23 protein-coding genes and 1 other annotated feature are annotated in these 25830 nt (G+C 46.1%); of the genes, 19 read left to right on the top strand and 4 right to left on the bottom strand.

Annotation, left to right across the window (positions count from 1 at the left end):
- Positions 1-18: 18 nt before the first annotated feature.
- The 6 genes from ruvB (at position 19) to K401_RS0123255 (ending at position 7048) form a co-directional block, all read left to right on the top strand.
- A complete protein-coding gene (gene ruvB / locus K401_RS0123230) occupies positions 19-1017 on the top strand; it encodes a Holliday junction branch migration DNA helicase RuvB (protein WP_024295192.1) in 999 nt (332 codons plus the stop codon).
- A 66-nt stretch (positions 1018-1083) separates the two neighbouring features.
- Entirely contained in the window at positions 1084-1452 is a 369-nt protein-coding gene (locus K401_RS0123235; protein ID WP_034620147.1) for a cell division protein ZapA, read from the top strand.
- A 73-nt stretch (positions 1453-1525) separates the two neighbouring features.
- The gene (locus K401_RS0123240; protein WP_024296591.1) at positions 1526-3709 is read left to right on the top strand and encodes a U32 family peptidase; all 2184 of its coding nucleotides are present in this window, start codon (positions 1526-1528) and stop codon (positions 3707-3709) included.
- Between the two features lie 7 nt (positions 3710-3716).
- On the top strand, positions 3717-5042 hold the full coding sequence (locus K401_RS0123245) for an FtsW/RodA/SpoVE family cell cycle protein (protein WP_024295193.1): 1326 nt from the start codon (positions 3717-3719) through the stop codon (positions 5040-5042).
- Entirely contained in the window at positions 5032-6456 is a 1425-nt protein-coding gene (locus tag K401_RS0123250) for a peptidoglycan D,D-transpeptidase FtsI family protein (protein WP_242837865.1), read from the top strand. The genes K401_RS0123245 and K401_RS0123250 overlap by 11 nt, the downstream gene beginning before the upstream one ends.
- Positions 6457-6595: 139 nt before the next feature.
- Positions 6596-7048: an NUDIX hydrolase gene (locus K401_RS0123255; protein WP_002603763.1), complete on the top strand. Its 453-nt coding sequence runs from the start codon at positions 6596-6598 to the stop codon at positions 7046-7048.
- Between the two features lie 78 nt (positions 7049-7126).
- Here K401_RS0123255 and K401_RS0123260 read toward each other — a convergent pair whose 3' ends face one another.
- Positions 7127-7948, bottom strand: a complete 822-nt coding sequence (locus K401_RS0123260; protein WP_024295195.1) for a CZB domain-containing protein — start codon at positions 7946-7948, stop codon at positions 7127-7129.
- Positions 7949-8232: 284 nt separating this feature from the next.
- Here K401_RS0123260 and K401_RS0123265 point away from each other — a divergent pair, with 284 nt between their 5' ends.
- From K401_RS0123265 to cysK, 4 genes are all read left to right on the top strand, one after another.
- Positions 8233-8466 carry a hypothetical protein gene (locus K401_RS0123265; RefSeq protein ID WP_024295196.1) on the top strand — a complete coding sequence of 78 codons (234 nt, stop codon included), beginning with the start codon at positions 8233-8235 and terminating at the stop codon, positions 8464-8466.
- Between the two features lie 34 nt (positions 8467-8500).
- Positions 8501-9577, top strand: a complete 1077-nt coding sequence (locus K401_RS0123270) for a 5'-3' exonuclease (RefSeq protein WP_024295197.1) — start codon at positions 8501-8503, stop codon at positions 9575-9577.
- A gap of 179 nt (positions 9578-9756) precedes the next feature.
- Positions 9757-11253 (top strand): carboxypeptidase M32, encoded by a 1497-nt coding sequence (locus K401_RS0123275; RefSeq protein WP_024295198.1) that lies wholly within the window; start codon positions 9757-9759, stop codon positions 11251-11253.
- A gap of 112 nt (positions 11254-11365) precedes the next feature.
- Positions 11366-12295 carry a cysteine synthase A gene (gene cysK / locus K401_RS0123280; protein WP_024295199.1) on the top strand — a complete coding sequence of 310 codons (930 nt, stop codon included), beginning with the start codon at positions 11366-11368 and terminating at the stop codon, positions 12293-12295.
- 68 nt (positions 12296-12363) lie between these two features.
- Here the strand turns inward: cysK and K401_RS0123285 are convergent, their stop codons facing one another.
- Complete coding sequence (locus K401_RS0123285; RefSeq protein WP_024295200.1) at positions 12364-13200, bottom strand: YihY/virulence factor BrkB family protein; 837 nt, start codon at positions 13198-13200, stop codon at positions 12364-12366.
- Positions 13201-13415: 215 nt separating this feature from the next.
- Here K401_RS0123285 and K401_RS0123290 point away from each other — a divergent pair, with 215 nt between their 5' ends.
- Complete coding sequence (locus tag K401_RS0123290) at positions 13416-14306, top strand: SPL family radical SAM protein (protein ID WP_024295201.1); 891 nt, start codon at positions 13416-13418, stop codon at positions 14304-14306.
- On the opposite strand, the gene K401_RS0123295 is transcribed toward K401_RS0123290, so the two are convergent.
- Positions 14303-15190: a LysR family transcriptional regulator gene (locus K401_RS0123295; RefSeq protein WP_027352339.1), complete on the bottom strand. Its 888-nt coding sequence runs from the start codon at positions 15188-15190 to the stop codon at positions 14303-14305. The two genes, K401_RS0123290 and K401_RS0123295, sit on opposite strands and share 4 nt — an antisense overlap.
- 114 nt (positions 15191-15304) lie before the next feature.
- On the opposite strand from K401_RS0123295, the gene K401_RS0123300 reads away from it, so the two are divergent.
- From K401_RS0123300 to K401_RS0123350, 8 genes are all read left to right on the top strand, one after another.
- A complete protein-coding gene (locus K401_RS0123300) occupies positions 15305-17035 on the top strand; it encodes an ABC transporter ATP-binding protein (RefSeq protein WP_024295203.1) in 1731 nt (576 codons plus the stop codon).
- 1 nt (position 17036) lies between these two features.
- Positions 17037-18782, top strand: coding sequence for an ABC transporter ATP-binding protein (locus K401_RS0123305; RefSeq protein ID WP_029700981.1), 1746 nt, complete (start codon positions 17037-17039; stop codon positions 18780-18782).
- Between the two features lie 315 nt (positions 18783-19097).
- Entirely contained in the window at positions 19098-19337 is a 240-nt protein-coding gene (locus tag K401_RS0123315) for a hypothetical protein (protein ID WP_024295205.1), read from the top strand.
- Positions 19338-19587: 250 nt separating this feature from the next.
- Entirely contained in the window at positions 19588-19776 is a 189-nt protein-coding gene (locus tag K401_RS33690; protein WP_024295206.1) for a hypothetical protein, read from the top strand.
- 72 nt (positions 19777-19848) lie between these two features.
- Positions 19849-20096, top strand: a binding site (T-box leader).
- Positions 20097-20173: 77 nt separating this feature from the next.
- Entirely contained in the window at positions 20174-21193 is a 1020-nt protein-coding gene (gene pheS / locus K401_RS0123330; protein ID WP_024295207.1) for a phenylalanine--tRNA ligase subunit alpha, read from the top strand.
- 18 nt (positions 21194-21211) lie between these two features.
- Positions 21212-23632, top strand: a complete 2421-nt coding sequence (gene pheT, locus K401_RS0123335; protein ID WP_024295208.1) for a phenylalanine--tRNA ligase subunit beta — start codon at positions 21212-21214, stop codon at positions 23630-23632.
- Positions 23633-23782: 150 nt separating this feature from the next.
- Positions 23783-24985, top strand: coding sequence for a phosphopyruvate hydratase family protein (locus K401_RS0123345; protein ID WP_024295209.1), 1203 nt, complete (start codon positions 23783-23785; stop codon positions 24983-24985).
- 93 nt (positions 24986-25078) lie between these two features.
- Complete coding sequence (locus K401_RS0123350) at positions 25079-25279, top strand: hypothetical protein (protein ID WP_024295210.1); 201 nt, start codon at positions 25079-25081, stop codon at positions 25277-25279.
- A 60-nt stretch (positions 25280-25339) separates the two neighbouring features.
- Here K401_RS0123350 and K401_RS0123355 read toward each other — a convergent pair whose 3' ends face one another.
- Positions 25340-25783, bottom strand: a complete 444-nt coding sequence (locus K401_RS0123355) for a GNAT family N-acetyltransferase (protein ID WP_024295211.1) — start codon at positions 25781-25783, stop codon at positions 25340-25342.
- Positions 25784-25830 lie beyond the last annotated feature (47 nt).

A 25830-nucleotide genomic window follows, 5' to 3' on the forward strand; every position in this document is an offset into this window, starting at 1 on the left:
ATAACGGGTAAAACAAAGATGGAACGTAGAATTATAACCACAGAGGTAACAGAAGAAGATAAAAGGATTGAGCCGAACTTAAGGCCAATGTGTCTGGCTGAGTACATTGGGCAGGAAAAGATACGGACCAATTTAAAAGTGTATATTGATGCTGCTAAGGCCAGAGGGGAATCCCTGGACCACGTTTTATTTTACGGGCCTCCCGGTCTGGGAAAGACCACTCTTTCAGGGATCATTGCCAATGAAATGGGAGTTAATATGAAGGTTACTTCAGGGCCTGCAATCGAAAAACCGGGGGAAATGGCTGCCATACTGAACAATCTCCAGGAAGGCGATGTGCTGTTTGTAGATGAGATCCACCGCTTAAACCGTCAGGTGGAAGAGGTGCTGTATCCGGCCATGGAGGATTTTGCCATTGATATCATGCTGGGAAAGGATTCTTCAGCCAGGTCCATAAGGCTGGACCTTCCCAAATTCACTTTGGTGGGAGCAACTACCAGGGCAGGGCTTTTGACTGCCCCTTTAAGAGACAGGTTCGGCGTAGTGCAGAAGCTGGAATTTTACACGCCTCAGGAGCTGAAGATCATTGTCTGCCGTTCTGCCAAAGTCCTTCAGGTGGAAATTGAGGAAGAGGGAGCTGCAGAAATTGCCAAACGTTCCAGAGGAACCCCCAGACTTGCCAACCGACTGTTAAAGAGAGTGAGGGATTTCGCCCAGGTGAAATACGATGGCATCATTACAAAGGAAGTGGCGGATTTTGCCCTTGACATCCTGGATGTGGATAAGTTTGGCCTGGATTATAATGACCGGGCGATCCTGACCACAATGATTGAGAAGTTTGCCGGCGGTCCCGTAGGGCTGGATACCCTGGCCGCTTCCCTGGGAGAGGATGCCGGCACTCTGGAAGATGTTTATGAGCCTTATCTTCTGATGAACGGATTTATAAACCGCACCTCCAGAGGGCGTGTTGCAACGGAACGGGCGTATGAGCATCTTGGAATACCTGTATGTCCATAGGGCTTTCCTATCTGTGTAAAATATGTTATAGTAAAAAAGAGCAAACCATAACAGGGAGAGAACAGAATGGATTCCAAACGCAATACAGAAGTTTTGATAGATGGCAAGATTTATGCATTGGGCGGTAGCGAAGAAGAAAGCTATATCCAGCGCCTGGCCAGTTACATCAATGAGATGATCATGACTTTAAAGCATCAGGCAGGGTTCACGAAGCAAAGCGCAGAATACCAGAATATCATGATCCAGTTAAATATGGCAGATGATTACTTTAAAGCCAGAGAGCAGATCGCCAGACTGGAGCAGCAGAAGGCGGAAATGGAAAAGGAGACCTATAGCTTAAAGCATGAGCTTGTGGCCACCCAGATGAAGCTTGAATCGGCAAGGATGGAACTGGCGGAAGCCAGGAAATCTGCGGATTCCGGTAAGAAGGAATAACTCAGGAGGGGATGTTGGGCGGCTGGACCGTAACATCCTCTCTTTCATCAATATAGGAAATCAGGAGGAACATGTGAAAAAAGCAGTTGAGGTTCTTGCTCCGGCAGGATCATTTGAAAGTATGAAGGCAGCGGTAGCGGCAGGTGCCGATGCGGTCTATATGGGCGGAAGCCGGTTTGGAGCGAGGGCTTTTGCAGAAAATCCTGAAGAGGACAAGCTGCTGGAAGCCATTGATTACATCCATCTTCATGGGCGGAAGCTGTACTTAACCGTTAATACGCTGATGAAGGAGCAGGAGATAGAGGAGCTTTATGATTATCTTGTTCCATATTTCAGGCATGGCCTGGATGCGGTTATTGTACAGGATATGGGAACCTTTGCTTTTATTCGGGAACATTTTCCGGGACTTCCCATTCATGCCAGCACGCAGATGACCATTACCGGCGCTTACGGGGCTAAAATTTTAAAGGACCTGGGAGCAGAACGGGTGGTCACTGCCAGGGAATTGTCTTTAAAGGAAATAAAAAATATCAGGGATCAGATGGATGTGGAGATTGAAAGCTTTGTACACGGCGCGTTGTGCTACTGCTATTCCGGCCAGTGCCTGTTCAGCAGCCTCATTGGAGGACGAAGCGGGAACAGGGGGCGATGCGCTCAGACCTGCCGTCTGCCCTATGAGGTGAAACGGGAAGGACAGGCTCTTGGAGGAAAGGATGACCGCTATAGTCTCAGCCTTAAGGATTTAAACACCCTGGATATCCTTCCGGACCTGATAGAGGCCGGAGTCTATTCCCTGAAAATTGAAGGAAGGATGAAAAGTCCCAGATATACGGCCGGAGTGGTAAGCATTTACCGCAAATACACGGACCTTTATCTGACCCAGGGAAGAGAAGGCTATCAGGTGGAAGAACAGGATAAGAAGGCTCTTCTGGATCTGTTTGACAGGGGCGGCCAGACTGAGGGATACTATAAGCGGCAAAATGGGCGGGATATGGTAGTCTGGAAGGAAAAGCCTGCTTTTCGGGAGGGCAACCAGCAGCTGTTGAATTATCTTGATAAGAATTTTGTGGAAAAACAGGTGAGGGAGCCTGTGTTGGGAACCGCTCTTTTTGAAGAAGGGAAGAATGCTTCCTTGGTGTTAAATGCCTGCGGCCATCATGCCGCTGTCACCGGGGAGTTGGTCCAGATTGCCCAGAATCAGCCTGCCACTGAGGAAAAGGTGAGAAAGCAGCTGGATAAGACGGGAAATACGCCCTTTTATTTTGAAAGCCTTGATATTAAGATAAAAGGAAATGTATTCTTGCCGGTTCAGGCTCTTAATGACTTACGCAGGCGCGGGCTGGAAGCTTTGGAAAATGAGATTCTCAGAGCTTACAGAAAGGATGGGCAGGAAGTACCGGTAAAAGCCTGTGATAAAGCTGGTTACAGCCCAAAAGCGGCTTTGGAAGGTCCGGAGCTTACGGTTTCTCTGGAGAGGCCGGATTGCCTTGATGTGGCAGTATCCAGCTCTGATGTGAAAAGAATTTATATTGATGCTGCGGAATTTAAGCCGGAATTGTGGAAGGATTCTGTAGAATCTTGCCATAGAGCAGGAAAGGAGTGCATGCTTACCATGCCTCATATCTTCCGGACTCTGGCAAAACAGTTTTTTGATAAATATTTAACGGAACTTAAGGCTGCTGAATTTGACGGGTTTTTGATCCGTTCTCTGGAGGAGACCGGTTATTTAAAGGAAAAGGGAATCAGGGGACGCCTGATATTTGACTTTGGCATGTATGGAATGAACAATTATGCCCAGAAAATGCTAAAGAAGCTGGGAGCGGATGAGCTTACCTGGCCGGTAGAATTAAACAGCCGGGAATTGGGAAAACTAAAAGTTCCGGGAGAGCTGCTGGTATATGGCCGCCTTCCCATGATGGTGACTGCCCAGTGTCTTCATCAGGGACTGGAGCGGTGTGACAGGACTCCGGTTGTTCTTACATTAAAGGACCGTATGGGAAAAATTTTTCCGGTAAAAAACCACTGTGCGTTCTGCTACAATTCTATCTATAATTCGGCCCCGGTATCTCTCCTGGGTCTCCAGGAGGCTGTGAAGGGTTTATCTCCTTCTAACCTGCGGCTTCAGTTCACTACGGAGAATAAAGCACAGACAAAATCGGTGATACAAAGCTTTTCTGACGGATTCCTTCATGAAAGAGAAGCAAAGTTACCCTTTGAAGAGTTCACGAGAGGTCATTTCAAACGCGGTGTAGAGTAGGTGGCATATGATTAATCTGATTATTGATATCTCCAGATATCTGATGATACTGTTGATTGCATTATACACATATTTGAATTTCCGTTTTTTTTCGCTTCCGGATGAAATCAGGAAAAAGAAAATTTACAGGCGGCAGAACTTTGACATGTTTCTCATTCATCTGCTGGCTTATCTGGTCATCTGGCTGGAGACAAAGGATGAACGGATGCTGGTGTTTTACGTGGCCCAGGTGGTGTTTTTTTTCACTTACCTGTTTTTGTACAGGCTGATTTACCGCAATGCATCCAGATTGCTGGTCAATAATATGTGCATGCTTCTTACCGTAGGCTTTATCATGCTGACCAGACTTTCTTTTGACCGGTCGATCAAGCAGTTTGTTATCGTTGCCTCGGCAGCCCTGGTAACCTTTGTGATCCCCTTTGTCATTGACAGGGTATGGCAGCTGAGCAGGATCCCATGGGTCTACGGGATCGTAGGGCTTCTCCTTCTGGGAATCGTATGTGTTACCGGGTCCAGCAGCTACGGCGCCCAGCTTTCCCTGGAGATTGGCGGCTATTCCTTCCAGCCTTCGGAATTTGTAAAGATCAGCTATGTCTTTTTTATAGCTACCATGTTTTACCGGTCTGCCAGCATTCGGACGATCCTTATTGTAACCGCAGCTGCAGCTCTTCATGTACTCATTCTGGTGGCTTCCAGGGATCTTGGAAGCGCCCTCATTTTCTTTATCACCTATGTATTCATGCTTTTTGTGGCAACGGGAAAATGGCGGTATCTTCTGGCCGGGGCAGGAGGCGGAGCATTGGCAGCCATGCTGGCCTTTCAACTGTTCAGCCATGTAAGGACCAGAGTGTCGGCATGGATAAATCCCTGGGAAGATATTGCGGGAAAGGGATACCAGATCACCCAGTCTTTGTTTGCCATTGGAACCGGGGGCTGGTTTGGCATGGGACTTTACCGGGGAATGCCAAGAAAGATTCCGGTGGTGGAAAAGGATTTCATATTTTCCGCTGTTTCGGAAGAGCTGGGAGGCATCTTTGCCCTGTGTGTTCTTCTCATCTGCCTTGGCTGCTTTTTACAGTTCATGATGATCGCCAGCCAGATGCAGGCGGTGTTTTATAAGCTGATTGCATTTGGTCTTGGAACCATTTATATCATTCAGGTATTTTTGACCGTAGGTGGGGTGACAAAGTTCATTCCTTCCACAGGAGTGACGCTTCCCCTGGTCAGCTATGGGGGAAGCTCTATATTAAGCACCTTTATCATTTTTGGGATAATCCAGGGACTCTATATACTCAAACGCAATGAAGAGGAAGAAGAAAAATATGAAGGCTAATCCAAATCCAAAAGCAAATCACCATATCCTGATGCTCACCTATGGGGTCGTACTGCTTTTTGTAGGGCTTGGGATTTATTTCGGCTACTTTCTTTTGGTAGGAAGCGATAATGTGATCAACAATTCCTATAACGCCAGGCTTGACAGCTTTGCCGACCGGGTGGTGCGGGGGGAGATTTACAGCAATGACGGCAGAGTCCTTGCCAGAACAGAGGTGGATGGAGAAGGGAATGAGACAAGGGTATATCCTTATGATTCCCTGTTTGCCCATGTGGTGGGATATTCCACCAATGGGAAGACCGGTCTGGAGGCACTGTCCAATTTCTATCTGCTTACCAGTCATGTAAATCTCATAGAGCAGGTGGTAAATGAATTGTCAACCGTAAAAAATCCCGGCGACAGCGTTTTCTCTACCCTTGATGTGGATCTTCAGAAAACGGCTTATGACGCTTTGGGAAAGCGGAAAGGGGCGGTGATTGTGATGGAACCGGATACAGGCAAGATCCTTGCCATGGTGTCTAAGCCGGATTACAATCCCAACACCCTGGCTGCTGACTGGAGTCAGCTGGTGGCTGAGGATAACACCTCGGGACAGCTGTTAAACCGCGCCACCCAGGGACTTTATCCTCCAGGGTCCACCTTTAAGCTGGTGACTGCCCTGGAATATATGAGGGAAAATCCGTCCAGTTACAGGGATTACACCTTTGACTGCAGCGGGGTTTATCAAAATGGAGAATATACCATCCGGTGTTATCACGGGACAGCCCATGGGCATCAGAATCTGGAGCAGGCATTTGCAAATTCCTGTAACGGAGCTTTTTCCAGCCTTGGTTTGCAGCTGGATTTAAATGGACTAAAGAATACTGCGGACCAGCTTTTGTTTAATACGGATCTGCCTTTGCCCATTGGCGGCAGCAAAAGCTCCTATACCATGGGAAGCGGTGCGGACACATGGCAGATCCTTCAGACCGCCATCGGCCAGGGCCAGACCCAGATAACACCCATTCATAATGCCATGATCGTTGCGGCCATTGCCAACGGTGGAACCCTTATGAGGCCCTATCTCATTGACCACGTGGAAAACGCGGGGGGGGATGTCATTAAAAAATTCATGCCTCAGTCCTATGGCAGCCTTATGACTGCAGTGGAAGCGGCCGATTTGACTGAGTTTATGCGGAATGTGGTGACTGAGGGAACCGGCTCTGCTCTCAGGACCGATGCCTATACAGTAGCCGGGAAGACCGGCTCTGCGGAATTTGAAAAAGGCAAGGAAACCCATGCCTGGTTTGTGGGTTTCGCTCCGGCAGAGCATCCCAAGGTAGTCATCAGCGTGATTGCGGAGGAAAGCGGCTCCGGCGGGCAAACGGCAGCTCCCATTGCCAGAGCTCTTTTTGATTTATATTTTTCCAGATAATAGAAGATTATGATATCTGTTTTCAATGATTACGCACTTGCATATGAGCCCAAAAAGAGGTATACTAGAGCCAGTCTGTGTGACACACCAAAACCGGAGCTTCCGACGGGAGTTACGGTTTCACTCTGGAGGAATTGCAATGATTGAAGCAACGAGTTGTGGCGGTGTGGTTATTTTTCGAGGTAAAATTCTGGTTTTATATAAGAATTACAAAAATAAGTATGAAGGTTGGGTTTTGCCAAAGGGAACAGTAGAAGCGGGTGAAGAGTACAAAGAGACGGCTCTCCGGGAGGTGAAGGAAGAGACAGGGGTAAGTGCGTCCATAATCAAATACATTGGTAAGAGCCAGTACTCCTTTAACACGCCTCAGGATATGGTGGAAAAAGATGTGCACTGGTATCTAATGATGGCCGACAGCTATTACAGTAAACCACAGCGGGAAGAATATTTTATTGATTCAGGATACTATAAATTCCATGAAGCGTATCATCTTCTGAAGTTTTCCAATGAAAAGCAGATATTGGAAAAGGCCTACAATGAATATCTGGATTTAAAGAAGAGCAACTTGTGGGGCAATAAAAAGTATTTCTGAGAAATGAGACCAGGAAAGCACCTGGGCTTTAGCCAGGAGAGCCGGAAAAGTTCAGCAGCAACTTTTCCGGCTCTTCTATTAAAAAGCGGCTTCCAGCTTTTTTAATCTGGCTGACAGGTAATTTGTGTTAAGCTCAAAGATAAGGCCTTCGCATTTGGGGCTTTCCATCACATGATTGATATAGGAACAGCGGTTTACCATGGGATCTTCATCCCTGTCTGAAATGGTATCCAGGTCTTCTACTGCAACAATCTCATCCACCACAATCCCCCATTGGATGCCGTCCAGTATGAGGACCATCTCTTTGTATATGGTTGAACGGAACAGTTCCTTTGTCTGGTCCAGAAGGCTCAGAATGGTTGGCATGGATTCCTCCTTTACCTGCTTTAAAATCTTAAGCAGGCATTCTTCCCTGCTGCAGTTTTCACAGTCCTTTTTGCATCGGTCCGCTTCATCAGCAGCCATGTGGAGCTTTGCATGAGGCTCTTCTATTTTACGGAGATGGTTGGCAATGGTAAGATTGTCGGTTTTAAAATTATCGTACCATCTTCCCAGGGCACACTGGTGGGGATCCTTTGCCAGACGGAAGTTTCCGCCTTCTTCAATAAAGCGCTCCAGTTCCTTAACCCAGTTGATGTGGTCCTGCTTCCTGGCATCAATCATCTCTTCGAAATCCTTACATTCATCGGAAATGGATTTTAGTCCAAAGGTGATCCGAAGGTCAAGCATTTGTATGACCTCATTCCGGTATTTGAACATTCCGGTCACATTGGCCGGGGCGGCCGGTATTGTGCTGTAGTTGGGCAGCTGTACAATGGTTGATATGTATTTGCTGTTAATGCAATAGAGGGAACCGGCAATTTTGAATAAAATATACGGATATTTGATCTCTTTTTCCATTTTTTGATAATACCTTCCCTTTTTCTATATTCTGGATAATTGTATTATAAGTCCTATTGCTACATAGTTCAACGTCTTTTGAGGAAAATTATATGTTAAATCTTAATGAATGGACTATGAATAACTGGAAATTCAGAGTATAATAAATTTGGATATCTGACCAGACATGTTTGGAGGGGGAATTCAGGTTATGGCTGGATAAAATGAGAAGAAATGTCTGAAATTACTGTAAAGGGAACAGTTCGTATCATGAAACAGGACTAATTTATCGGGGAGGAAGGAACATGGTAAAAGTAAGCTCTTTAAGCCGCAGCATCAATGCTTTTTATGTGGAATGGAGTGCTCTCAATCACTACTTGTCATCCTATGAATGCGAGCGGAATGGGGTGCCCTATGTTGGGTTTGGTGACCCTCGCGTCCAAAAGCTTTGGAAGGGATTATCTGCTCAGGAGCGGAAAGAGGTTATGAAGCGCTTAGGCGCAAGAAATGAGACGGATTTGCAGAATTATTTCACCTGATTCTGCAAAGATTTTATAAGGAATGGAGAAATACATGTCTGAAAGAAAATTTGTAGTTGTTGACGGTTCTTCTATGCTGTCGACCTGTTACTATGCGGTTTTACCAAGGGAAATCATGTTTGCAAAGTCAGAAGAAGAAAAGCAGAGGCATTACGACAAAATTCTTCATGCAAAGGACGGCACTTATACCAATGCGGTCTTTGGAATGCTTAAGATGGTAGTTTCCCTGATGAAAAAGCAGCAGCCGGACCACATTGCCTTTGTGTTTGATAAAACCAGGGATACCTTTCGGAGAGAACTGTATCCGGATTATAAGGGAACCAGGGGAGTTACTCCGGAGCCGCTAAAGAGCCAGTTTATCCTGATGGAGGACATTTTAAAGGATGTTGGCTTTCAGGTGCTTTTAAGTGAACAGTATGAGGCCGACGATTATGCAGGAAGCCTGGTCATGAAATTCAGGGAGGAGATTCCCATGATCCTTCTCACAAAGGATCACGATTATCTCCAGCTAATAAACGATGAATACAATGTGAGGGCATGGATGGTCCAGTCCCGGCAGGAGAAGGCAGATGAGCTGTATAAAAAATATTATTCCTTTTACGGCGTAAAAAAAGAAGAGGTCAACCTTCCTGAAAAGGTTTTTGAATATACTGCTGATACGGTGCTGAGAGAAGAAGGAGTCAGGCCGGAACAGATCGCTGATTTAAAAGGAATCCAGGGAGATCCTTCCGACAATATTCCAGGAGTAAAGGGAGTAAGCAGTGCGGCACCGCCTCTTCTTCGGGAATATGGCACTGTGGAAGAGATATACCGTTCCATCCGCGAAGCCGAAGCTGATAAAAAAAGTTTAAAAGAACTTCAGGATTTTTGGAAGAACCAGTTGGGCATCACCCGTTCTCCTTATAAGGCACTGACAAAAACCAGTGAGGAGGAATTGTGCGGCGAAAAGGCGGCTCTGCTTTCCAAAACCCTGGCGACCATGAAGACGGATATTCCCATTGACATGGAGCTTAAGGATTTTTCTGCGGAAGCTTATCAGGAGGAAAAAGTCAAAAAATGGCTGAAAACCCTTGATATAAAAGAAGCTTCCATTTTTGGTACGGGAAAATGATGCTTTTAAAAGTATTTTTTCATCCTGCCTGGGGACACTCATACAGAGCGTCCGGGATTTTAAATGAAATACCCTGCAGTAAGCTATGAAGTATTGGTCCCTTGCAGGATTCGCCGGATGCAGGAATGCTTATATTCCTGCATCCGACTCATTTTATAGAAATAAAGGAGAAACTGTTTATGAGCAAATCTTATGAAATTTTGTCCTCTTTGCTGGAAAAGACCATGGCACTACAGACTTCCCTGGTCCTTTTTGAATGGGATAATGAAACTCTTGCGCCGGAGGGTGCCGGTTCCTATACTTCAAGGGTCATCGGTGCGCTTTCTGAGGAATATTACAGGGTGATGACCGGAGAAGATATGGGGAAAGCCATTGGTGATTGTGAGGAAGATAAAAGCCTTTCCGACGTGGAACGGGCCGTTGTCAAAGGGGCAAAGGAAGCCAGAGAAGAACTGATCTGCATCCCGTCAAAGGAGTACCGGGAGAATGCCCAGCTCATAGCCGAGGCTGCCAGGATCTGGTCAAAGGCAAAAAATGACGAAGATTTTGATGCTTTTGCGCCGACGCTCGAGAAGGTGATCGGTTTTAAAAGGAAGTTCGCTTCGTACAGGAAAAAGGAAGGCCAGAAGCTTTACGACGTTCTGTTGGATGAGTTTGAAAAAGGATTTAATATGGAGCTTTTGGATGAGTTTTTCAGCCGTCTTAAAGAGGAGATCGTGCCGCTTTTAAAAGACATCAAGGAGCATGGAAAGACCATTGATGATTCATTCTTATCAGGCGGATATCCGGAGGAAAAGCAAAGGGAGATGGCCCGCTATCTTGCGGAATACGTCGGCTTTGATTTTTCTAAGGGCGTGCTTGCGGAAAGCGCCCATCCATTTACTACCAATCTTCATAATCATGATGTAAGGATCACCACCAGCTACAGGAAGACGGTGGACAGTTCCATGTTCTCTGTAATTCATGAGGCAGGACATGGACTTTATGAGCTGGGGATCAGTGATGAGATCACTCAGACTCCCGTGGGACAGGGGACATCCATGGGGATGCATGAATCCCAGTCACGCTTTTTTGAAAATATCATCGGCCGCAGCCAGGCTTTCTGGGTTCCTCTTTACGAGAAGCTTCAGGAGCTCTATCCTGAAAAATTAAAGAATGTATCCAGGGAACAGTTTGTGGAGGCCATTAATAAGGTGGAGCCAAGCTTTATCCGGACAGAGGCCGACGAACTCACCTACAATCTCCATATTTTGATCCGCTATGAAATTGAAAAAATGATCATGGAAGAAGACGTGGATTTAAAAGAACTTCCAAAGATCTGGGCGGATAAATATGAGGAATATCTTGGAGTGCGCCCGGAAAATCCATCAGAAGGGATCCTTCAGGACATCCACTGGTCTCAGGGACTTATGGGCTATTTTCCGTCTTATGCCCTGGGAAATGCTTTTGGAGCACAGCTTTATTACCATATGAAAAAGGAGATGGATTTTGACGAGCTCCTTATGAATGGGAAGATCGATGTGATAAGTGAATATTTAAGAGAACATGTTCACAAATTCGGAAAGCTGAAAACCAGCCGGGAGATCTTAAAGGATGTTACGGGAGAGGATTTTACACCGGATTATTTCATTCAGTATATAAAGGAAAAATACACCAAGCTGTATGAGCTGTCATAACAGTTCAGCCTGAACGGTTCTGTCCTGTGGAATCGGAGCAGAAGAGCCCGGCTAGTCTGGAATAAAAAGGGAAACTGTTTTACAATAGTTTGCAGTGGAAAAGAGGATGAATATGGAAAATATCAAAAAAAGCGCATCGGAACTGATTGGCCGTACGCCCCTTGTGGAATTGTGCAATTATGAGAAACGGCATAAAGCAGCAGCTTCCATCATAGCAAAGCTGGAATATTTTAATCCGGCAGGAAGTGTAAAGGACCGGGCTGCCTTATATATGATTCAGGATGCAGAGGCTTCCGGCATGTTAAAGCCGGGTGCAACGATCATAGAACCTACATCCGGTAATACGGGAATCGGCATTGCCAGCATTGCAGCCATGAGGGGATACCGGGCCATCCTTACCATGCCGGAAACCATGAGTGTGGAACGGCGTAATCTGTTAAAAGCCTATGGAGCAGAAATCGTATTGACGGAAGGCGCAAAAGGGATGGCAGGAGCCATTGCAAAGGCGGAAGAGCTGCAAAAAGAGATAGCCGGTTCCTTTATTCTGGGACAGTTTGACAATCCGTCTAATTCCAAGGCCCATTATGAGATGACCGGTCCGGAAATTTGGGAGGACACCGATGGAAAGATCGATGTTTTTATAGCCGGTGTGGGAACCGGGGGCACCATCACAGGAGCAGGAGAATACTTAAAGAGTAAGAATCCTGAGATAAAGGTGATCGCCGTGGAACCCGCCGCTTCTCCGGTCCTTTCAGGAGGCAAGCCAGGCCCTCACGGAATTCAGGGGATCGGAGCCGGGTTTATCCCCTCCATACTGAATACAGGCATTTACGACGAGATCGTACTTGTGGAAAACGGAGATGCGTATGAGACAGGGAAGGAACTGGCACAGACAGAAGGCATTTTGGTGGGAATCTCCTCCTCAGCGGCCGTGTGGGCTGCGAAGGAAGCCGCAAAGCGCCCGGAATATGCCGGAAAGAGGATCGTGGTGATTCTTCCCGATACAGGGGACCGTTACTTATCCACGCCTTTGTTTACTTAAATAGTTTAAAGCCATCCGTAAATAAAGAAAAACCAGGACTGCCCATATTCAGCAGCCCTGGTTTTTGATTAAGAGCGTGTATGTTCCTTCCAGTTTAAGGAATAATAGTAATTGATTTCGGCGCCTATAAACAGGATGCAGATACAGGAATAAATCCACAGCATCAGCAGCACAATGGCGGTGAGGCTTCCGTACATGACGGAGTAGTTGCCGAAATTGTTAAAGTAAATGGAAAAGGCAAAAGAAAAAGCGATCCAGCCTAATGTGGAAAAGGCAGCTCCCGGCAGCTGGCTTAAAAACTCCTGCTTTTTTTCCGGAACATAGGTATAAAGAACGGCAAAGCAAATCGTCAGCATAAAAACAAGCATGGTGCGGAAGGTAAGGACGTACTGGGTGATCTCTGCAAGCAGGGGAAAATGACGGTTCATAAAGCTTTGAATGGAGCTTCCCAGGACCAGCAGCACAAGTGTCAGAAGACAGATGACCATAAAGACGATGGTATACCCTGCACAGATGAGCCGGGTCATAATATAACTCCGTTTTTTCTCCTGGCCGAATACCCGGTTTAAGCCCCTCTCAATGCTGAGCATCCCCTTGGAGGCAGACCATATGGCGGCCACCGCGGTCGCGGATAGGACGGCCACCGGAGAATTGGTATAAAGGTCGTCAATGACAGTTACAATAATACTGTTCATTTCCAGTGTGCTTGGGATGATGGTGATGATAAGCTGAAGCAGATTGGCTTTTGTGATGGAGGGAATAAGCTGTATCAATGCCAGTAAAAGCATCATAAAAGGAAATGCCGCAATGATGGAAAAAAAGGAGGCCTGAGCCGCGTATACGGTCATTTCATCCTTGCTGTATTTGTCATAAATTTGTTTGCAGCGCAGTAGCAATCGAATCATAATATCTCCTTTTCCTGTCACGATTTTTTTTCGCTGGTATTAGCATATTATCATGGGACAAAAAAAATATCAAGGCATTCTCCTTTTCAAATATCGTTACAGTTCAGTCATGCCATTTATAATTTGGCGGATCCGGCAGATTGACAGATTCTGTCATAAATCTTAGAATGGATCCTGTGGGTATTAGTATGGCAGTGAGGAAAGGACGAAAGCTGATGGAATACATTTCTGCAAAAACCATAGTGACCAAGACAAAAGGTTCCCAGTGGTTCGGTATTGATTACAACATGAATATTTATAAGGGGTGCTGTCACGGCTGCATTTATTGCGACAGCCGTTCCGATTGTTACCGGATCCGGAATTTTGATTCTGTACGGGTCAAGGAGGATGCTCTTCGGATCATCAGGGATGATTTAAGGCGCAAGGTGAAAAACGGCGTTGTGGGAACAGGGGCCATGAGCGATCCCTACAACCCCTTTGAACAAAAGCTTGAATTAACAAGGCATGCTCTGGAGCTGATTGACGCATACGGCTTTGGGGCAGCAGTTGCCACGAAAAGCGCTCTTCTTAAGCGGGATGTGGATATTCTCAAAGGGATCATGGAGCATTCCCCTGTTCTGTGTAAGGTGACTGTTACCACCACCGATGACAGCCTGGCGAAAAAAATTGAACCTCATGCGTCCAGTCCCACAGAGCGGCTGGCTTTGATCGAAACCTTAAGAACAAACGGCATATTTGCAGGAATACTATTGATGCCGGTACTCCCGTTTCTGGAGGATAGCGAGGAAAATATTCTTTCCGTCGTAAAGGCCGCCCATGATGCTGGAGCCAGCTTCATTTATCCTGCTTTTGGCGTGACTTTACGCAGCAATCAGAGAGAATGGTATTTTGACCGCCTCCGGGAGCTGTTTCCAGAAAGGGACCTGGTGTCAGAATACATCAAAAGGTATGGAAACAGCTATGAATGTACAAGCCCGGCGGCCAGGAAGCTGTGGCAGGTATTTTCCCGGGAATGCCAGCGGTACGGAATTATTTACCAGATGAAGGATATCATTCATGCATATAAAAAGAATTATGATGTAACCCAGTTAAGCCTTTTTGATTAGGAAAGGGACATCAGCTTTCCGAAGTAGGAAACAAATTCCCTGGCTATGTTTGAAACATAGCCGTTTTTCTTATATACGGCAGCCATCCTTGTAACGGTATCCTCAGAATCGATTTCCCGGGAAACGAGATCCGTATGCTCAGCCGTTTTGCTGATGGATTCAGGCACCAGGGCAATACCAAGACCGGTGCTCGCCCATTGAAGGCAGGTCCTGGCATCGTCATTGCGGCAAAAAACATTCGGCTCTATGCCGCTGTTTTGAAAGGCAAGGGAGATGATGGAATCAAAACGGCGGTAATAGATCAGGGGTTTGCCGGAAAGATCTGTCAGCCTGATTTTATTCATTGGAATGCCAGAAAAAAAAGAGGGATTTCCAACCGCCATCAATGGTTCTCTTTTTCCGTATACACATTCAAAGCCTTCTCCATTAAACGGGGTCCGTATAATGGCACATTCCACGATCCCGTTTTTCATTTTTTCCAGAAGCTGGTAAGTATTTCCTTCCGTGATCTCGAACCGCACCTTTGGATGGGCGGAACAGTATATTTTTAAAAAATCATGGAGCAGAGCGCCGGAAGAAGAGATGGTTCCCAGCTTTAAAATCCCTTTGGAAGCAGTTGGAAAATGGTGCAGCTCTTCTGTAATGGAATCCATCATAGACAGGATGTCTCTGGCCCGGGAATAGAGAAAGGTGCCTGCTTCCGTCAGTTCTGTTTTCCTGGAGCCCCGTTCAAAAAGCTTTACTCCAAGTTCTTCTTCCAGCAGAAAGATCTGCTTGCTTAATGGCGGCTGGGACAATCCCAGTTTTTTTGCTGCAGCTGTAAAGCTGCCTGTTTCTGCAATTGCAGTGAAATAATAAAGCTGTTTTGAATTAATCAGATTCATAGGGATATCCTCTATTTCGTAATTATATATTGTAATATTATACCAAAATGGTATAATGATACAATATACTATATCAAAAATGTATTAATATTTTTTTATTGCGGAGGAATTAGGATGAAAAAGCTCCTGAAATATCTGAAGGACTATAAAGTTGAAAGCGTCATGGGGCCGTTATTTAAGCTTCTGGAAGTTTGCTTTGAATTATTGGTGCCTCTTGTAATGGCAAAAGTCATTGATGTAGGAATTAAGTCCCATGATATGTCCTATATACTGAAGATGGGCGGATTGCTGGTGCTTCTGGGCATCATAGGCCTGGTGTGTTCTATTACGGCACAGTATTTTGCGGCAAAAGCAGCGGTCGGCTTCGGCACTTCCCTGCGGAATGATCTGTTTGCCCATATTAACAGATTGTCCTACCAGGAGATCGATTCTATTGGAACCGCAACCCTGATCACCAGGATCACCAGCGATGCCAACCAGATTCAGGCAGGAGTGAATTTATTCCTGCGTTTGTTCCTTCGTTCTCCTTTTGTGGTGTTCGGAGCCATGATCATGGCATTTACCATCAACGTAAGGGCGGCTGTTATTTTTGCGGTTCTCATCCCCCTCCTTTCCCTTGTGATATTTGGAATTATGCTTGTCAGCATCCCTCTGTATAAAAAGGTGCAGAAACAGTTGGACCAGGTGCTTTTAACTGTCAGGGAGAATCTTGAAGGGGCCCGTGTTATCCGTGCCTTTTCCCGTCAGGATGATGAGATCCGCCGGTTTGATGAGGAAAACGGACTTTTGGTGCGCTTTCAGGTATTTGTAGGAAAGATTTCAGCATTAATGAATCCCCTTACTTATGTGATGATCAATCTGGGGATTATTGTTCTTATAAACACCGGAGCCGGACAGGTCCAAAAGGGCATCATCACCCAGGGTGAAGTGATCGCTTTGGTAAATTACATGTCTCAGATTTTAGTGGAGCTTGTAAGACTGGCAAACTTAATCATTACCATCTCAAAATCCCTGGCCTGCGGCGGCCGCATAAGCGCTGTGTTTGAACTGGAACCAGGAATCGTGGAAACAGCTCACAAGGCCGTGGAAGAGGAGCCGGGTGCGCTTAAGGTGGAGTTTGACCGTATGTCCTTTACCTACCGAGGGGCAAAAGCGGCGGCTTTAAGCGGCATATCCATGAAAATCAAAAAGGGGGAGACCATTGGGATCATTGGCGGTACAGGCTCCGGCAAGACCACCCTGGTAAACTTGATCCCCAGGTTTTATGATGCTGAGGAAGGCTCCGTAAAGGTGGGAGGAGTTAATGTAAAACAATATCCTTTGAGTCAGCTTCGGGAACTGGTAGGGATCGTTCCTCAAAAGGCAGTGCTTTTTAAAGGAACCCTTCGGGAAAATATGAAGTGGGGGAAAAAGGCTGCCACGGACGAGGAGATTTACCAGGCTCTTGCAACGGCCCAGGCAAAGGATTTCGTAGAGGAAAAGGGCCAGGGGCTGGATCTCATAATCCAGGCAGGAGGAAAAAACCTTTCAGGCGGACAGAAGCAGAGACTTGCCATTGCCAGGGCATTGGTAAAAGAACCTCAGATCCTCATCATGGATGACAGCGCTTCTGCACTGGATTTTGCTACCGATGCAAAACTGAGAAAGGCAATTAAGGAAAACACCAGGGATATGACTGTGTTCCTTGTGTCTCAGAGAGCGTCCACCATCAAAAACGCGGACAGGATACTGGTTCTGGATGACGGACAGATGGCGGGCTGGGGAACCCATAAAGAGCTGTTGGCTTCCTGTGATGTTTACCGGGAAATCTGCTTATCCCAGCTGTCAGAAAAGGAGGTACAATAACATGGACATGAAAAAATACAGATCCACCATCAAACGGATCCTTGGTTGTATCAGCCGGTATCGATGGGGAGTTGCCGCCTCTTTGGCCTGCGCTTTTGTCACGGTCCTTCTGACCTTGTATGTTCCCATCCTCACAGGGCGGGCCATTGACTTCATTGTGGGAGCGGGAGCCGTTGATTTTCTAGGCATGTGGGAGATTTTAAAGCAAATCGGAATCATTATAGCCATGACTGCGGCGGCCCAGTGGCTTATGAGCCATATCAACAATTTGGTCACCTACCGGGTGGTAAAGGATATCAGGACCCAGGCATTTGATAAATTGGAAATACTTCCTTTAAAATATATTGACTCCCATTCCCATGGGGATATGATAAACAGGATCATTGCGGATATCGACCAGTTTTCCGACGGGTTGTTAATGGGCTTTACCCAGTTGTTTACCGGGGTCCTGACCATTGTGGGGACGTTGTTTTTCATGTTTTCCATGAACCCGGCTATCACCATTGTGGTGGTGCTGGTGACGCCGGTATCCTTATTTGCCGCCAGCTTTATTGCAAGAAGGACCTATCGTATGTTCAAAATGCAGTCCCAGACCAGAGGAGAACTGACTTCTCTGGTGGAAGAGATGCTGGGGAACCAGAAAGTGGTGCAGGCTTTTTCTCATGAAGCCGATGCCCAGGAAACGTTTGAAAATATCAATGAGAATCTGCGTGTCTGGAGCTTGAAAGCTACATTTTTTTCCTCCACCAGCAACCCGGCTACCCGTTTTGTAAACAGTCTTGTATATGCCAGCGTTGGAATTGCCGGAGCTTTTGCAGCAGTAAAGGGACTTTTATCCGTAGGTCAGCTTGCCAGCTTTTTAAGCTATGCCAATCAGTATACAAAGCCGTTTAATGAAATATCAGGGGTGATCACAGAGCTTCAAAACGCACTGGCCTCTGCTGCGCGGGTGTTTGAGCTGATCGACGAGGAGCCTCAGGTCCCGGAAGATTCTGACGCCGCAGTGCTCTCTGACGCAAAAGGAGAAGTTTCTCTGGAGAATGTGTACTTTTCCTATAATCCGGAGATTCCGCTGATCGAGGATATGAATTTAAAGGTATTGCCGGGACAGAGGATCGCCATTGTAGGCCCAACCGGCTGCGGAAAGAGCACTGTCATCAATCTTCTCATGCGTTTTTATGATGTGAATTCCGGCTCTATCCGGGTGGAAGGGACAGATGTGCGCCATATGACAAGGCAGAGCTTAAGAACCAGCTATGGAATGGTGCTGCAGGAAACGTGGCTGAAATCCGGGACCATTCGTGACAACATTGCATATGGAAAGCCGGATGCATCGGAGGAGGAGATCATCCTGGCGGCAAAGGAATCTCATGCCCACGGCTTTATCAGGCGAATGCCGGAAGGTTATGATACTGTCATATCAGAAGACGGAGGGAATTTATCACAGGGCCAAAAACAGCTTTTATGCATTGCCAGAGTCATGCTGTGCCTTCCTCCCATGTTAATCCTTGACGAAGCCACCTCCTCCATTGATACCAGAACTGAAATAAAAATACAGAAGGCCTTTGGAAAAATGATGGAAGGACGGACCAGTTTTATCGTTGCACACCGGCTTTCTACGATCAGAGAGGCTGACGTGATACTGGTAATGCGGGATGGACACATCATTGAGCAGGGCACTCATGAAGGCCTGATTTCCAAGAACGGATTTTACGCACAGTTATATAACAGCCAGTTTGCCGTGTGATTCAGATGAAAGTGTAACCAATAGCGCCGGAAGCATATTTTACATATGCTTTTCTGGCGCTATTCTTCTTTTCTTATTATGAAAAACCCCATATAGTTCGATATTCAATATAAAAAGAACTTTACAAAAGGCGGTAGGAATATGTCTGAAGTTACAATGAAGGCCAGGGAAACAGCTTCTTTCAGGCCGGCAAGAATTCCTTTGCAGTATACGGATCAGGGGAGGGGATATGGATGAGGTTTTAAAATAAAGATTCTGTGAAAAGCAGTACAAATAATAGTTGTATGTTATGTTTTAAAGAACAAGGGGGAAAAAATGAGTTGTTTAGATATTATTTTGGTGGGTGCGCTGTTTATTGAAAGTGCGCTTCTAATTTTGTTGGTTCATTTTTATAAAAAGGAAAAAGAAAAGGTTCAGGTCGAGAAGATCAAACGAGCCGAAGATAAGGAGTATATTGATATTTTTATTGAGCACCTGGAAAAACGGGCGGAAACATATGAAATACTCCTTGAATTTAAACGCATCCTGGAAGAAACATATAAGGATGCGATTTGAGAAAAGAAAAAGGGCAGATGGTCTGCTTAATCTAAATACTATGGAAAGGGAAGCGATTGAAAATATATGGCAAATATGGTATAATTATATCTACTATATGATGGGAGGGGGAAAGGGACTGGCATTGTAACGCAGTTCCTGACAGATCATGAAAGTATGTCCCCACTGTGGGAATCAGATACCTGATGATAACAACAATATTTACTGTCCTTATTGCAATCACATAGCCAATGAAGAAGTACTTCTTCGCATGAAAATCGAGAGAGAATTGCGCGGGCCGGAGGGGGAACAGAAAAAGCCGGTGAGGAGCAAACGCCATGATGATGATGACTATGAGACGGTAAGGGTTTCCAATGACAGGAATCCTTATGTTTCTGCGGCAATCAGCATTGCTGTGCTGGCGGCTGTTTTTGTGGCCGCTTATTTCCTTTTGAGATAATCCATGTAAAATAATCCTTGACATTTTGAACAACCGTTATTACAATGGTACCTAACGTTACAATTAAAAATGTCAAATGCAATGAAGGTGTAAGTAAATCCTTATTTTCTTCCAGAGAGAAGGGGCCGCCGGCTGCAAGCCCTTTTAAGTTCAGATAAGAGATCGAATTTCCCACCGAAGCAGCATGATTGAAACCAGCAGACAGCCTTGGCTGCCGGCCTGGCGGGTAAGTCATGACGTCAATACACGTTACGTATGCCGAGTGCCTGTGTCATACACAGGAATGAGGGTGGTACCGCGAATATTGCTTCGTCCCTTTTTGGGGCGGAGCTTTTTTAGTGCATTTTGCCGTTTAAGCGGGAAAAACAAAATTTGATCATGAAAGAAGGAGAGCAGGATGAAAGATCAATTAGAAAAAATCAAGCAGGAAGCATTGAGGCAGATAGACGCTTCAGATGCGCTGGAAAAACTCAATGACATCAGGGTCGCTTATCTTGGGAAAAAGGGAGAGCTGACCAGTGTATTAAAAAGTATGAAGGATGTTGCCCCGGAAGACAGGCCAAAAGTGGGCCAGATGGTCAATGACGCCAGGACATTGATTGAGGGTAAATTAGAGGAGGCCATGTCCAGCCTCCAAAAAAAGGCCAGAGAAGAACAGCTGAAAAAGGAAGTGATTGATGTAACCCTGCCGGCTAAACGGAACAAGGTAGGTCACACCCATCCCAATACCATTGCCCTGGAAGAGGTGGAGAGAATCTTCGTTGGCATGGGATATGAGGTCATTGAGGGGCCGGAGATAGAATACGATTCCTATAACTTTGAAAAGTTGAATATACCCAAAAATCATCCGGCAAGAGATGAACAGGATACCTTTTATATCAGTGACAACATCGTGTTAAGGAGCCAGACCTCACCGGTTCAGGTGCGTACCATGGAAAAGGGCAAGCTGCCTATCCGCATGCTGGCTCCCGGCCGGGTATTCCGGTCTGATGAGGTGGATGCCACCCATTCTCCTTCCTTCCACCAGATCGAAGGCCTTGTAATTGATAAAAATATCACATTTGCGGATCTAAAGGGAACCCTGGCGGAGTTTGCAAGAGAGCTTTTTGGCCTGGAGACAAAAGTTAAATTCCGTCCTCACCATTTCCCGTTTACAGAGCCAAGCGCGGAAATGGATGTTACCTGTTTTAAATGCGGCGGAAAAGGCTGCCGTTTCTGTAAAGGCTCCGGCTGGATCGAGATCCTTGGCTGCGGCATGGTTCATCCAAACGTGCTGACAATGAGCGGAATTGATCCAAATGAATATTCCGGCTTTGCATTCGGCGTTGGATTGGAGCGAATTGCTCTGCTAAAATACGAAATTGATGACATGAGATTATTATATGAGAACGACATCAGATTTTTAAAGCAGTTTTAGGGAAAGGGAGATAGATCAATGAATACACCATTATCATGGATTAAAGCATACGTTCCGGATTTAGATGTAACGCCTCAGGAATATACAGACGCAATGACACTTACCGGATCAAAGGTTGAAGGCTACGAATGCCTGGATAAAAACTTAGAGAAAATCGTGGTCGGACAGATATTATCCATTGAGCGCCACCCGGATGCAGACAAATTAATCGTCTGCCAGGTGGACGTTGGAGGGGAAATCGTACAGATCGTCACAGGCGCACCCAACGTAAAGACAGGGGATAAGGTTCCGGTCGTATTAGACGGAGGAAAGGTGGCTGGAGGCCATGACGGCGGCCCTCTTCCGGAAGAAGGGATCAGGATCAAAAAGGGGAAGCTGAGAGGAATCGAATCCTGCGGCATGATGTGCTCCATTGAGGAACTGGGATCTTCCAGTGAAATGTACCCGGATGCTCCGGAAAGCGGGATTTACATTCTGCCTGAGGATACGAAAACAGGTGCTGATGCCATTGAGGTGCTGGGCCTTCATGACTCTGTATTTGAATATGAAATCACCTCAAATCGTGTGGACTGCTACAGCGTTATAGGAATTGCAAGGGAAGCCGCCGCGACCTTTCAAAAACCCTTTGTACCTCCGGTGGTGAATGCTACAGGCAACAGCGAGAATATTAATGACTATTTGAAAATATCCGTAGAAGACAGCCATCTCTGCCCTCGCTATTGTGCCAGAATGGTGAAAAATATTAAGCTGGCCCCCTCCCCGGTCTGGCTGCAGAGACGCCTTGCAGCGTGTGGAATCCGTCCCATTAACAACATCGTTGACATTACGAATTACGTGATGGAAGAGTATGGCCAGCCCATGCACGCCTTTGATTATGATCTTCTTGCAAACCATGAGATCATTGTAAAATGTGCCAAAGAAGGGGACACCTTCCAGACCCTTGACGGACAGGAAAGAAAGCTGGATGGCACCGTTCTCATGATCAATGATGGGGAAAAAGCGGTAGGAATTGCCGGCATCATGGGCGGCGAGAACTCCAAGATCACTGACGAGGTGAAGACCATGGTGTTTGAAAGCGCCTGCTTTGACGGCACCAATATCCGCCTTTCCTCTAAAAAGGTGGGATTAAGGACGGATGCTTCCGGTAAATTTGAAAAGGGCCTTGACCCCAATAATGCAGAGGAAGCCATCAACCGTGCCTGCCAGCTGATCGAAGAGCTGGGTGCAGGAGAAGTGGTAGGGGGCATGATCGACATTTATCCCACAAAGAGAGAGGGAAAAAGACTTCCTTTTGAGCCGGAAAAGATGAACCGTCTTCTTGGAACTGAGATCCAGCCGGAGACAATGCTTGGATACTTTAAAAAGCTGGATCTAGGATACGATGAGATGTCAAACGAGATCCTCATTCCTACCTTTCGCCAGGATTTAGACTGTATGGCAGATTTGGCAGAGGAGGTTGCCAGATTCTTTGGATATGACAAGATCCCCGTATCCCTGCCAACAGGCGAAGCAACTACCGGAAAACTGTCCTATAAATTAAGGGTGGAAGAAGTGGCAAGAGAAGTGGCACAATTCTGCGGATTTTCCCAGGGAATGACCTATTCCTTTGAAAGTCCCAAGGTATTTGACCGCCTTCTCATTCCAAAGGAAAGCCCGCTTCGTGTGACAGTGAATATTTTAAATCCTTTGGGAGAAGATTTCAGCGTTATGAGAACCTCCCCTCTTCATGGGATGTTAAATTCCTTGTCCACCAACTATAACCGCCGGAATAAGAATGTACGCCTTTATGAGCTTGCCAATATTTATCTTCCCAAGGCTCTCCCATTGACTGAGCTTCCTGATGAAAGAATGCAGTTTACCCTGGGCTTTTACGGAGACGGCGATTTCTTCGATATGAAGGGAGTGATCGAAGAATTTTTCGATAAAGCGGGAATGCACAAAAAGCCTCATTACGATCCAAAGAGCGGGAAAACCTTCCTTCATCCGGGAAGACAGGCAGATATCGTTTACGATGGGGTGACCATCGGATATCTGGGAGAAGTCCATCCGGAGGTGGCTGATAATTATAAAATCGGGGACCGTGCTTATGTGGCTGTGATCGATATGCCATCCATGATACCGTTTACAAGCTTTGATCGGAAATACACCGGAATCGCAAAATATCCTGCTGTTACCAGAGACATCAGCATGGTGGTTCCAAAAGAAATTCTGGTTGGACAGATTGAAGAGGTCATTGAACAGCGGGGAGGAAAGATATTGGAGAGCTATGAGCTTTTCGATATCTATGAAGGATCACAGATTTTATCAGGATATAAGTCTGTTGCCTATTCCATCACTTTCCGGGCAGGAGATCATACCTTAGAGGAGCAGGAAGTTCTTACTGTGATGAAAAAAATCCTTAACGGATTACAGGGACTGGGAATCCAACTTCGGGCATAAGAGCTGTTTGAAAGATAGGAAAAATGCCGGGATGAAAAGCAAATTTTGCTTTTCATCCCGGCATTTTTTTTTTCGTTGTACTTGCATGGATATGGTAAATTCCGTCAATCCTTACGGTAAGAATGCAAGAAAGGGCAGGGAGGCATAACCATGTTAAACGAACTTGATATTATAGAAGTAACAGGAAGGACTGTTCGGGATTCCTGGGGATATCCCGGAGTTGAGGCCGAGGTGGTGCTGGAAAACGGCGCACATGGCAGAGCGGCAGTTTCCCTGGGAAATACAGGCAGGGCAGAAGAACAGGCTGAGATTGTAAATGACCGGCTTTCAGAAATTATATTATTTGAGGATGCATCGGACCAGGGAAGAATCGACCGGGAACTCCAGCAGGCATCGGAGGAGAATGGGGCGGGAAAGAACAGGAATCAAGGCGTTCTGGCTTTATCCATGGCCGTTGCAAGAGCGGCAGGCGCAGGGCTTCACCTTCCTCTTTACCGTTATCTGGGAGGAACTTCGGCTCCTGTGATGCCGGTTCCAATGATGAGCATGATAAGCGGAGGAAACGGGGAAAAAGGCCTTGACTTTCACGAGATCATGATCGTGCCTCAGGGCGCCGGGTCCTATTCAGAAGGGCTTCGTATGGGAGTGGAGATTTACCAGACTTTAAAGAGGCTTTTAGCCATGAGCGGTTTCAGCACCTCCACAGGAGATGGCGGCGGTTTCGAGCCGGATATGAAAAATTCAGAGGAAGCTCTCCACTATTTGATGGATTCCTTTCAGCTTACAGGATATAAGCCAGGAACAGATGTGCTGGTGGCTATCAATGCGGGAGCTGACCAGCTGTATGTAAAAGAAGAGGGGACCTATTGTTTTTCAAAAGAAAGCAAAAAAGGCGGAATCTCCATAAACAGGGAGCAAAAGGATATGATCGCCTATTACATGAGACTGGCAGATGGATTCCCCATCTGCGCGGTCATAAACGGACTGTGGAAGGAAGACATAGAGGGGAGAAAACAAATGATGAGTCTGCTGGAGCACCGTGCCCTTATGGTATCCGATGATTTTACTGAGGCTAATGCCACGATCATCCGGATGGAGCAGGCAGGGACCGTTACAGGGGCACTGGAAATGGTAGAAAAGGCGAGAAAAGCCGGACATAAGGTGATCATTGCCAGCGATATCAGAGATACGGAGGAGGCCTTCCTTGCTGATATGGCTGCGGCTGTTCGTGCCGATTATGTGAAGAGCGGCGCACCCTGCAGAGGGGAATGCACAGCCAAATACAATGAGCTTCTGCGCATTGAGGAATTTTACCGGAAGCCGGGACGAGCGGTGGCGGAATATTTCGGCTGACCGGCCGAAAAAAAGAATCAGTTGAATCAACGGGATATCAGGTGCTATAATGGACCCAGATAAGGAATTATAATTTCGTCGGAGGGCATTGGGATGAATCAGAGAATCGTATGGATTATCAATTATCTGGTATCTGACAGTAAGGTAAGTCCGGATCTGTTATTCCAGCACTATCATGTGTCAAAAAGAACCTTGCACGATGGTATCAATGCAATTAATTCCTTAATGGAAAAGGAGTCTGCGCAGCAGACTTCTTTTCTGCATCCATATCCAGAAACAAATGGCTGGGATTAGTCATATAAATGCTGTTCCATTTCAGGATTTCTGTCTCCTATATGTATAATAAATGCCAATTTACCTGTGATAATCTTCCCTGGATATGATCATTGGCGTCACAGTCCCTTCGTAAAAGGAAACAGGTTTGCCAATGATTTTTCCTCCCATACCGCAAATGATTGCTACAGTGGCATCCCGTGCTTCCATGTATACTTCTTCGGCCCCCTGTGAAAACAAAGCTTCCAGGGAGTGCCTGGCTAACGAGGTACCAATTTGTTTTCCTCTACAGCTGCGGTTCACTGCAAATCTTCCCCAATGAATCTGATTGTTCTCTCTCCATGCGGCAACGGCTCCCACAACCGATGATTCTATTGCAGCACACCACCATTGAACAGGACTCTCTCCAGTTACTTCAATCATATTTTCAGGAATTTTTTGTTCTCCTGTAAATACATTTACCTGCAGTTTCATTATATCGCTCATATCTGCATTATTTGCTTTTCTTATTGTCACTTCCTGCATATATACTTTCCTCCCTATCACATATTCTGATTCATTAATTGGATAAG

The organism is Lacrimispora indolis DSM 755, from assembly GCF_000526995.1.
GTDB classification, from domain to species: Bacteria; Bacillota; Clostridia; order Lachnospirales; family Lachnospiraceae; genus Lacrimispora; species Lacrimispora indolis.

What these genes read in the sequence shown, in the direction of transcription:
- ruvB (WP_024295192.1), top strand. Translation starts at nt 19, where the DNA reads ATGGAACGTAGAATTATAACCACAGAGGTAACAGAAGAAGATAAAAGG.
- K401_RS0123235 (WP_034620147.1), top strand. Translation starts at nt 1,084, where the DNA reads ATGGATTCCAAACGCAATACAGAAGTTTTGATAGATGGCAAGATTTAT.
- K401_RS0123245 (WP_024295193.1), top strand. Translation starts at nt 3,717, where the DNA reads ATGATTAATCTGATTATTGATATCTCCAGATATCTGATGATACTGTTG.
- K401_RS0123250 (WP_242837865.1), top strand. Translation starts at nt 5,032, where the DNA reads ATGAAGGCTAATCCAAATCCAAAAGCAAATCACCATATCCTGATGCTC.
- K401_RS0123255 (WP_002603763.1), top strand. Translation starts at nt 6,596, where the DNA reads ATGATTGAAGCAACGAGTTGTGGCGGTGTGGTTATTTTTCGAGGTAAA.
- K401_RS0123260 (WP_024295195.1), bottom strand. Translation starts at nt 7,948, where the DNA reads ATGGAAAAAGAGATCAAATATCCGTATATTTTATTCAAAATTGCCGGT.
- K401_RS0123265 (WP_024295196.1), top strand. Translation starts at nt 8,233, where the DNA reads ATGGTAAAAGTAAGCTCTTTAAGCCGCAGCATCAATGCTTTTTATGTG.
- K401_RS0123270 (WP_024295197.1), top strand. Translation starts at nt 8,501, where the DNA reads ATGTCTGAAAGAAAATTTGTAGTTGTTGACGGTTCTTCTATGCTGTCG.
- K401_RS0123275 (WP_024295198.1), top strand. Translation starts at nt 9,757, where the DNA reads ATGAGCAAATCTTATGAAATTTTGTCCTCTTTGCTGGAAAAGACCATG.
- cysK (WP_024295199.1), top strand. Translation starts at nt 11,366, where the DNA reads ATGGAAAATATCAAAAAAAGCGCATCGGAACTGATTGGCCGTACGCCC.
- K401_RS0123285 (WP_024295200.1), bottom strand. Translation starts at nt 13,200, where the DNA reads ATGATTCGATTGCTACTGCGCTGCAAACAAATTTATGACAAATACAGC.
- K401_RS0123290 (WP_024295201.1), top strand. Translation starts at nt 13,416, where the DNA reads ATGGAATACATTTCTGCAAAAACCATAGTGACCAAGACAAAAGGTTCC.
- K401_RS0123295 (WP_027352339.1), bottom strand. Translation starts at nt 15,190, where the DNA reads ATGAATCTGATTAATTCAAAACAGCTTTATTATTTCACTGCAATTGCA.
- K401_RS0123300 (WP_024295203.1), top strand. Translation starts at nt 15,305, where the DNA reads ATGAAAAAGCTCCTGAAATATCTGAAGGACTATAAAGTTGAAAGCGTC.
- K401_RS0123305 (WP_029700981.1), top strand. Translation starts at nt 17,037, where the DNA reads ATGGACATGAAAAAATACAGATCCACCATCAAACGGATCCTTGGTTGT.
- K401_RS0123315 (WP_024295205.1), top strand. Translation starts at nt 19,098, where the DNA reads ATGAGTTGTTTAGATATTATTTTGGTGGGTGCGCTGTTTATTGAAAGT.
- K401_RS33690 (WP_024295206.1), top strand. Translation starts at nt 19,588, where the DNA reads ATGAAAATCGAGAGAGAATTGCGCGGGCCGGAGGGGGAACAGAAAAAG.
- pheS (WP_024295207.1), top strand. Translation starts at nt 20,174, where the DNA reads ATGAAAGATCAATTAGAAAAAATCAAGCAGGAAGCATTGAGGCAGATA.
- pheT (WP_024295208.1), top strand. Translation starts at nt 21,212, where the DNA reads ATGAATACACCATTATCATGGATTAAAGCATACGTTCCGGATTTAGAT.
- K401_RS0123345 (WP_024295209.1), top strand. Translation starts at nt 23,783, where the DNA reads ATGTTAAACGAACTTGATATTATAGAAGTAACAGGAAGGACTGTTCGG.
- K401_RS0123350 (WP_024295210.1), top strand. Translation starts at nt 25,079, where the DNA reads ATGAATCAGAGAATCGTATGGATTATCAATTATCTGGTATCTGACAGT.
- K401_RS0123355 (WP_024295211.1), bottom strand. Translation starts at nt 25,783, where the DNA reads ATGCAGGAAGTGACAATAAGAAAAGCAAATAATGCAGATATGAGCGAT.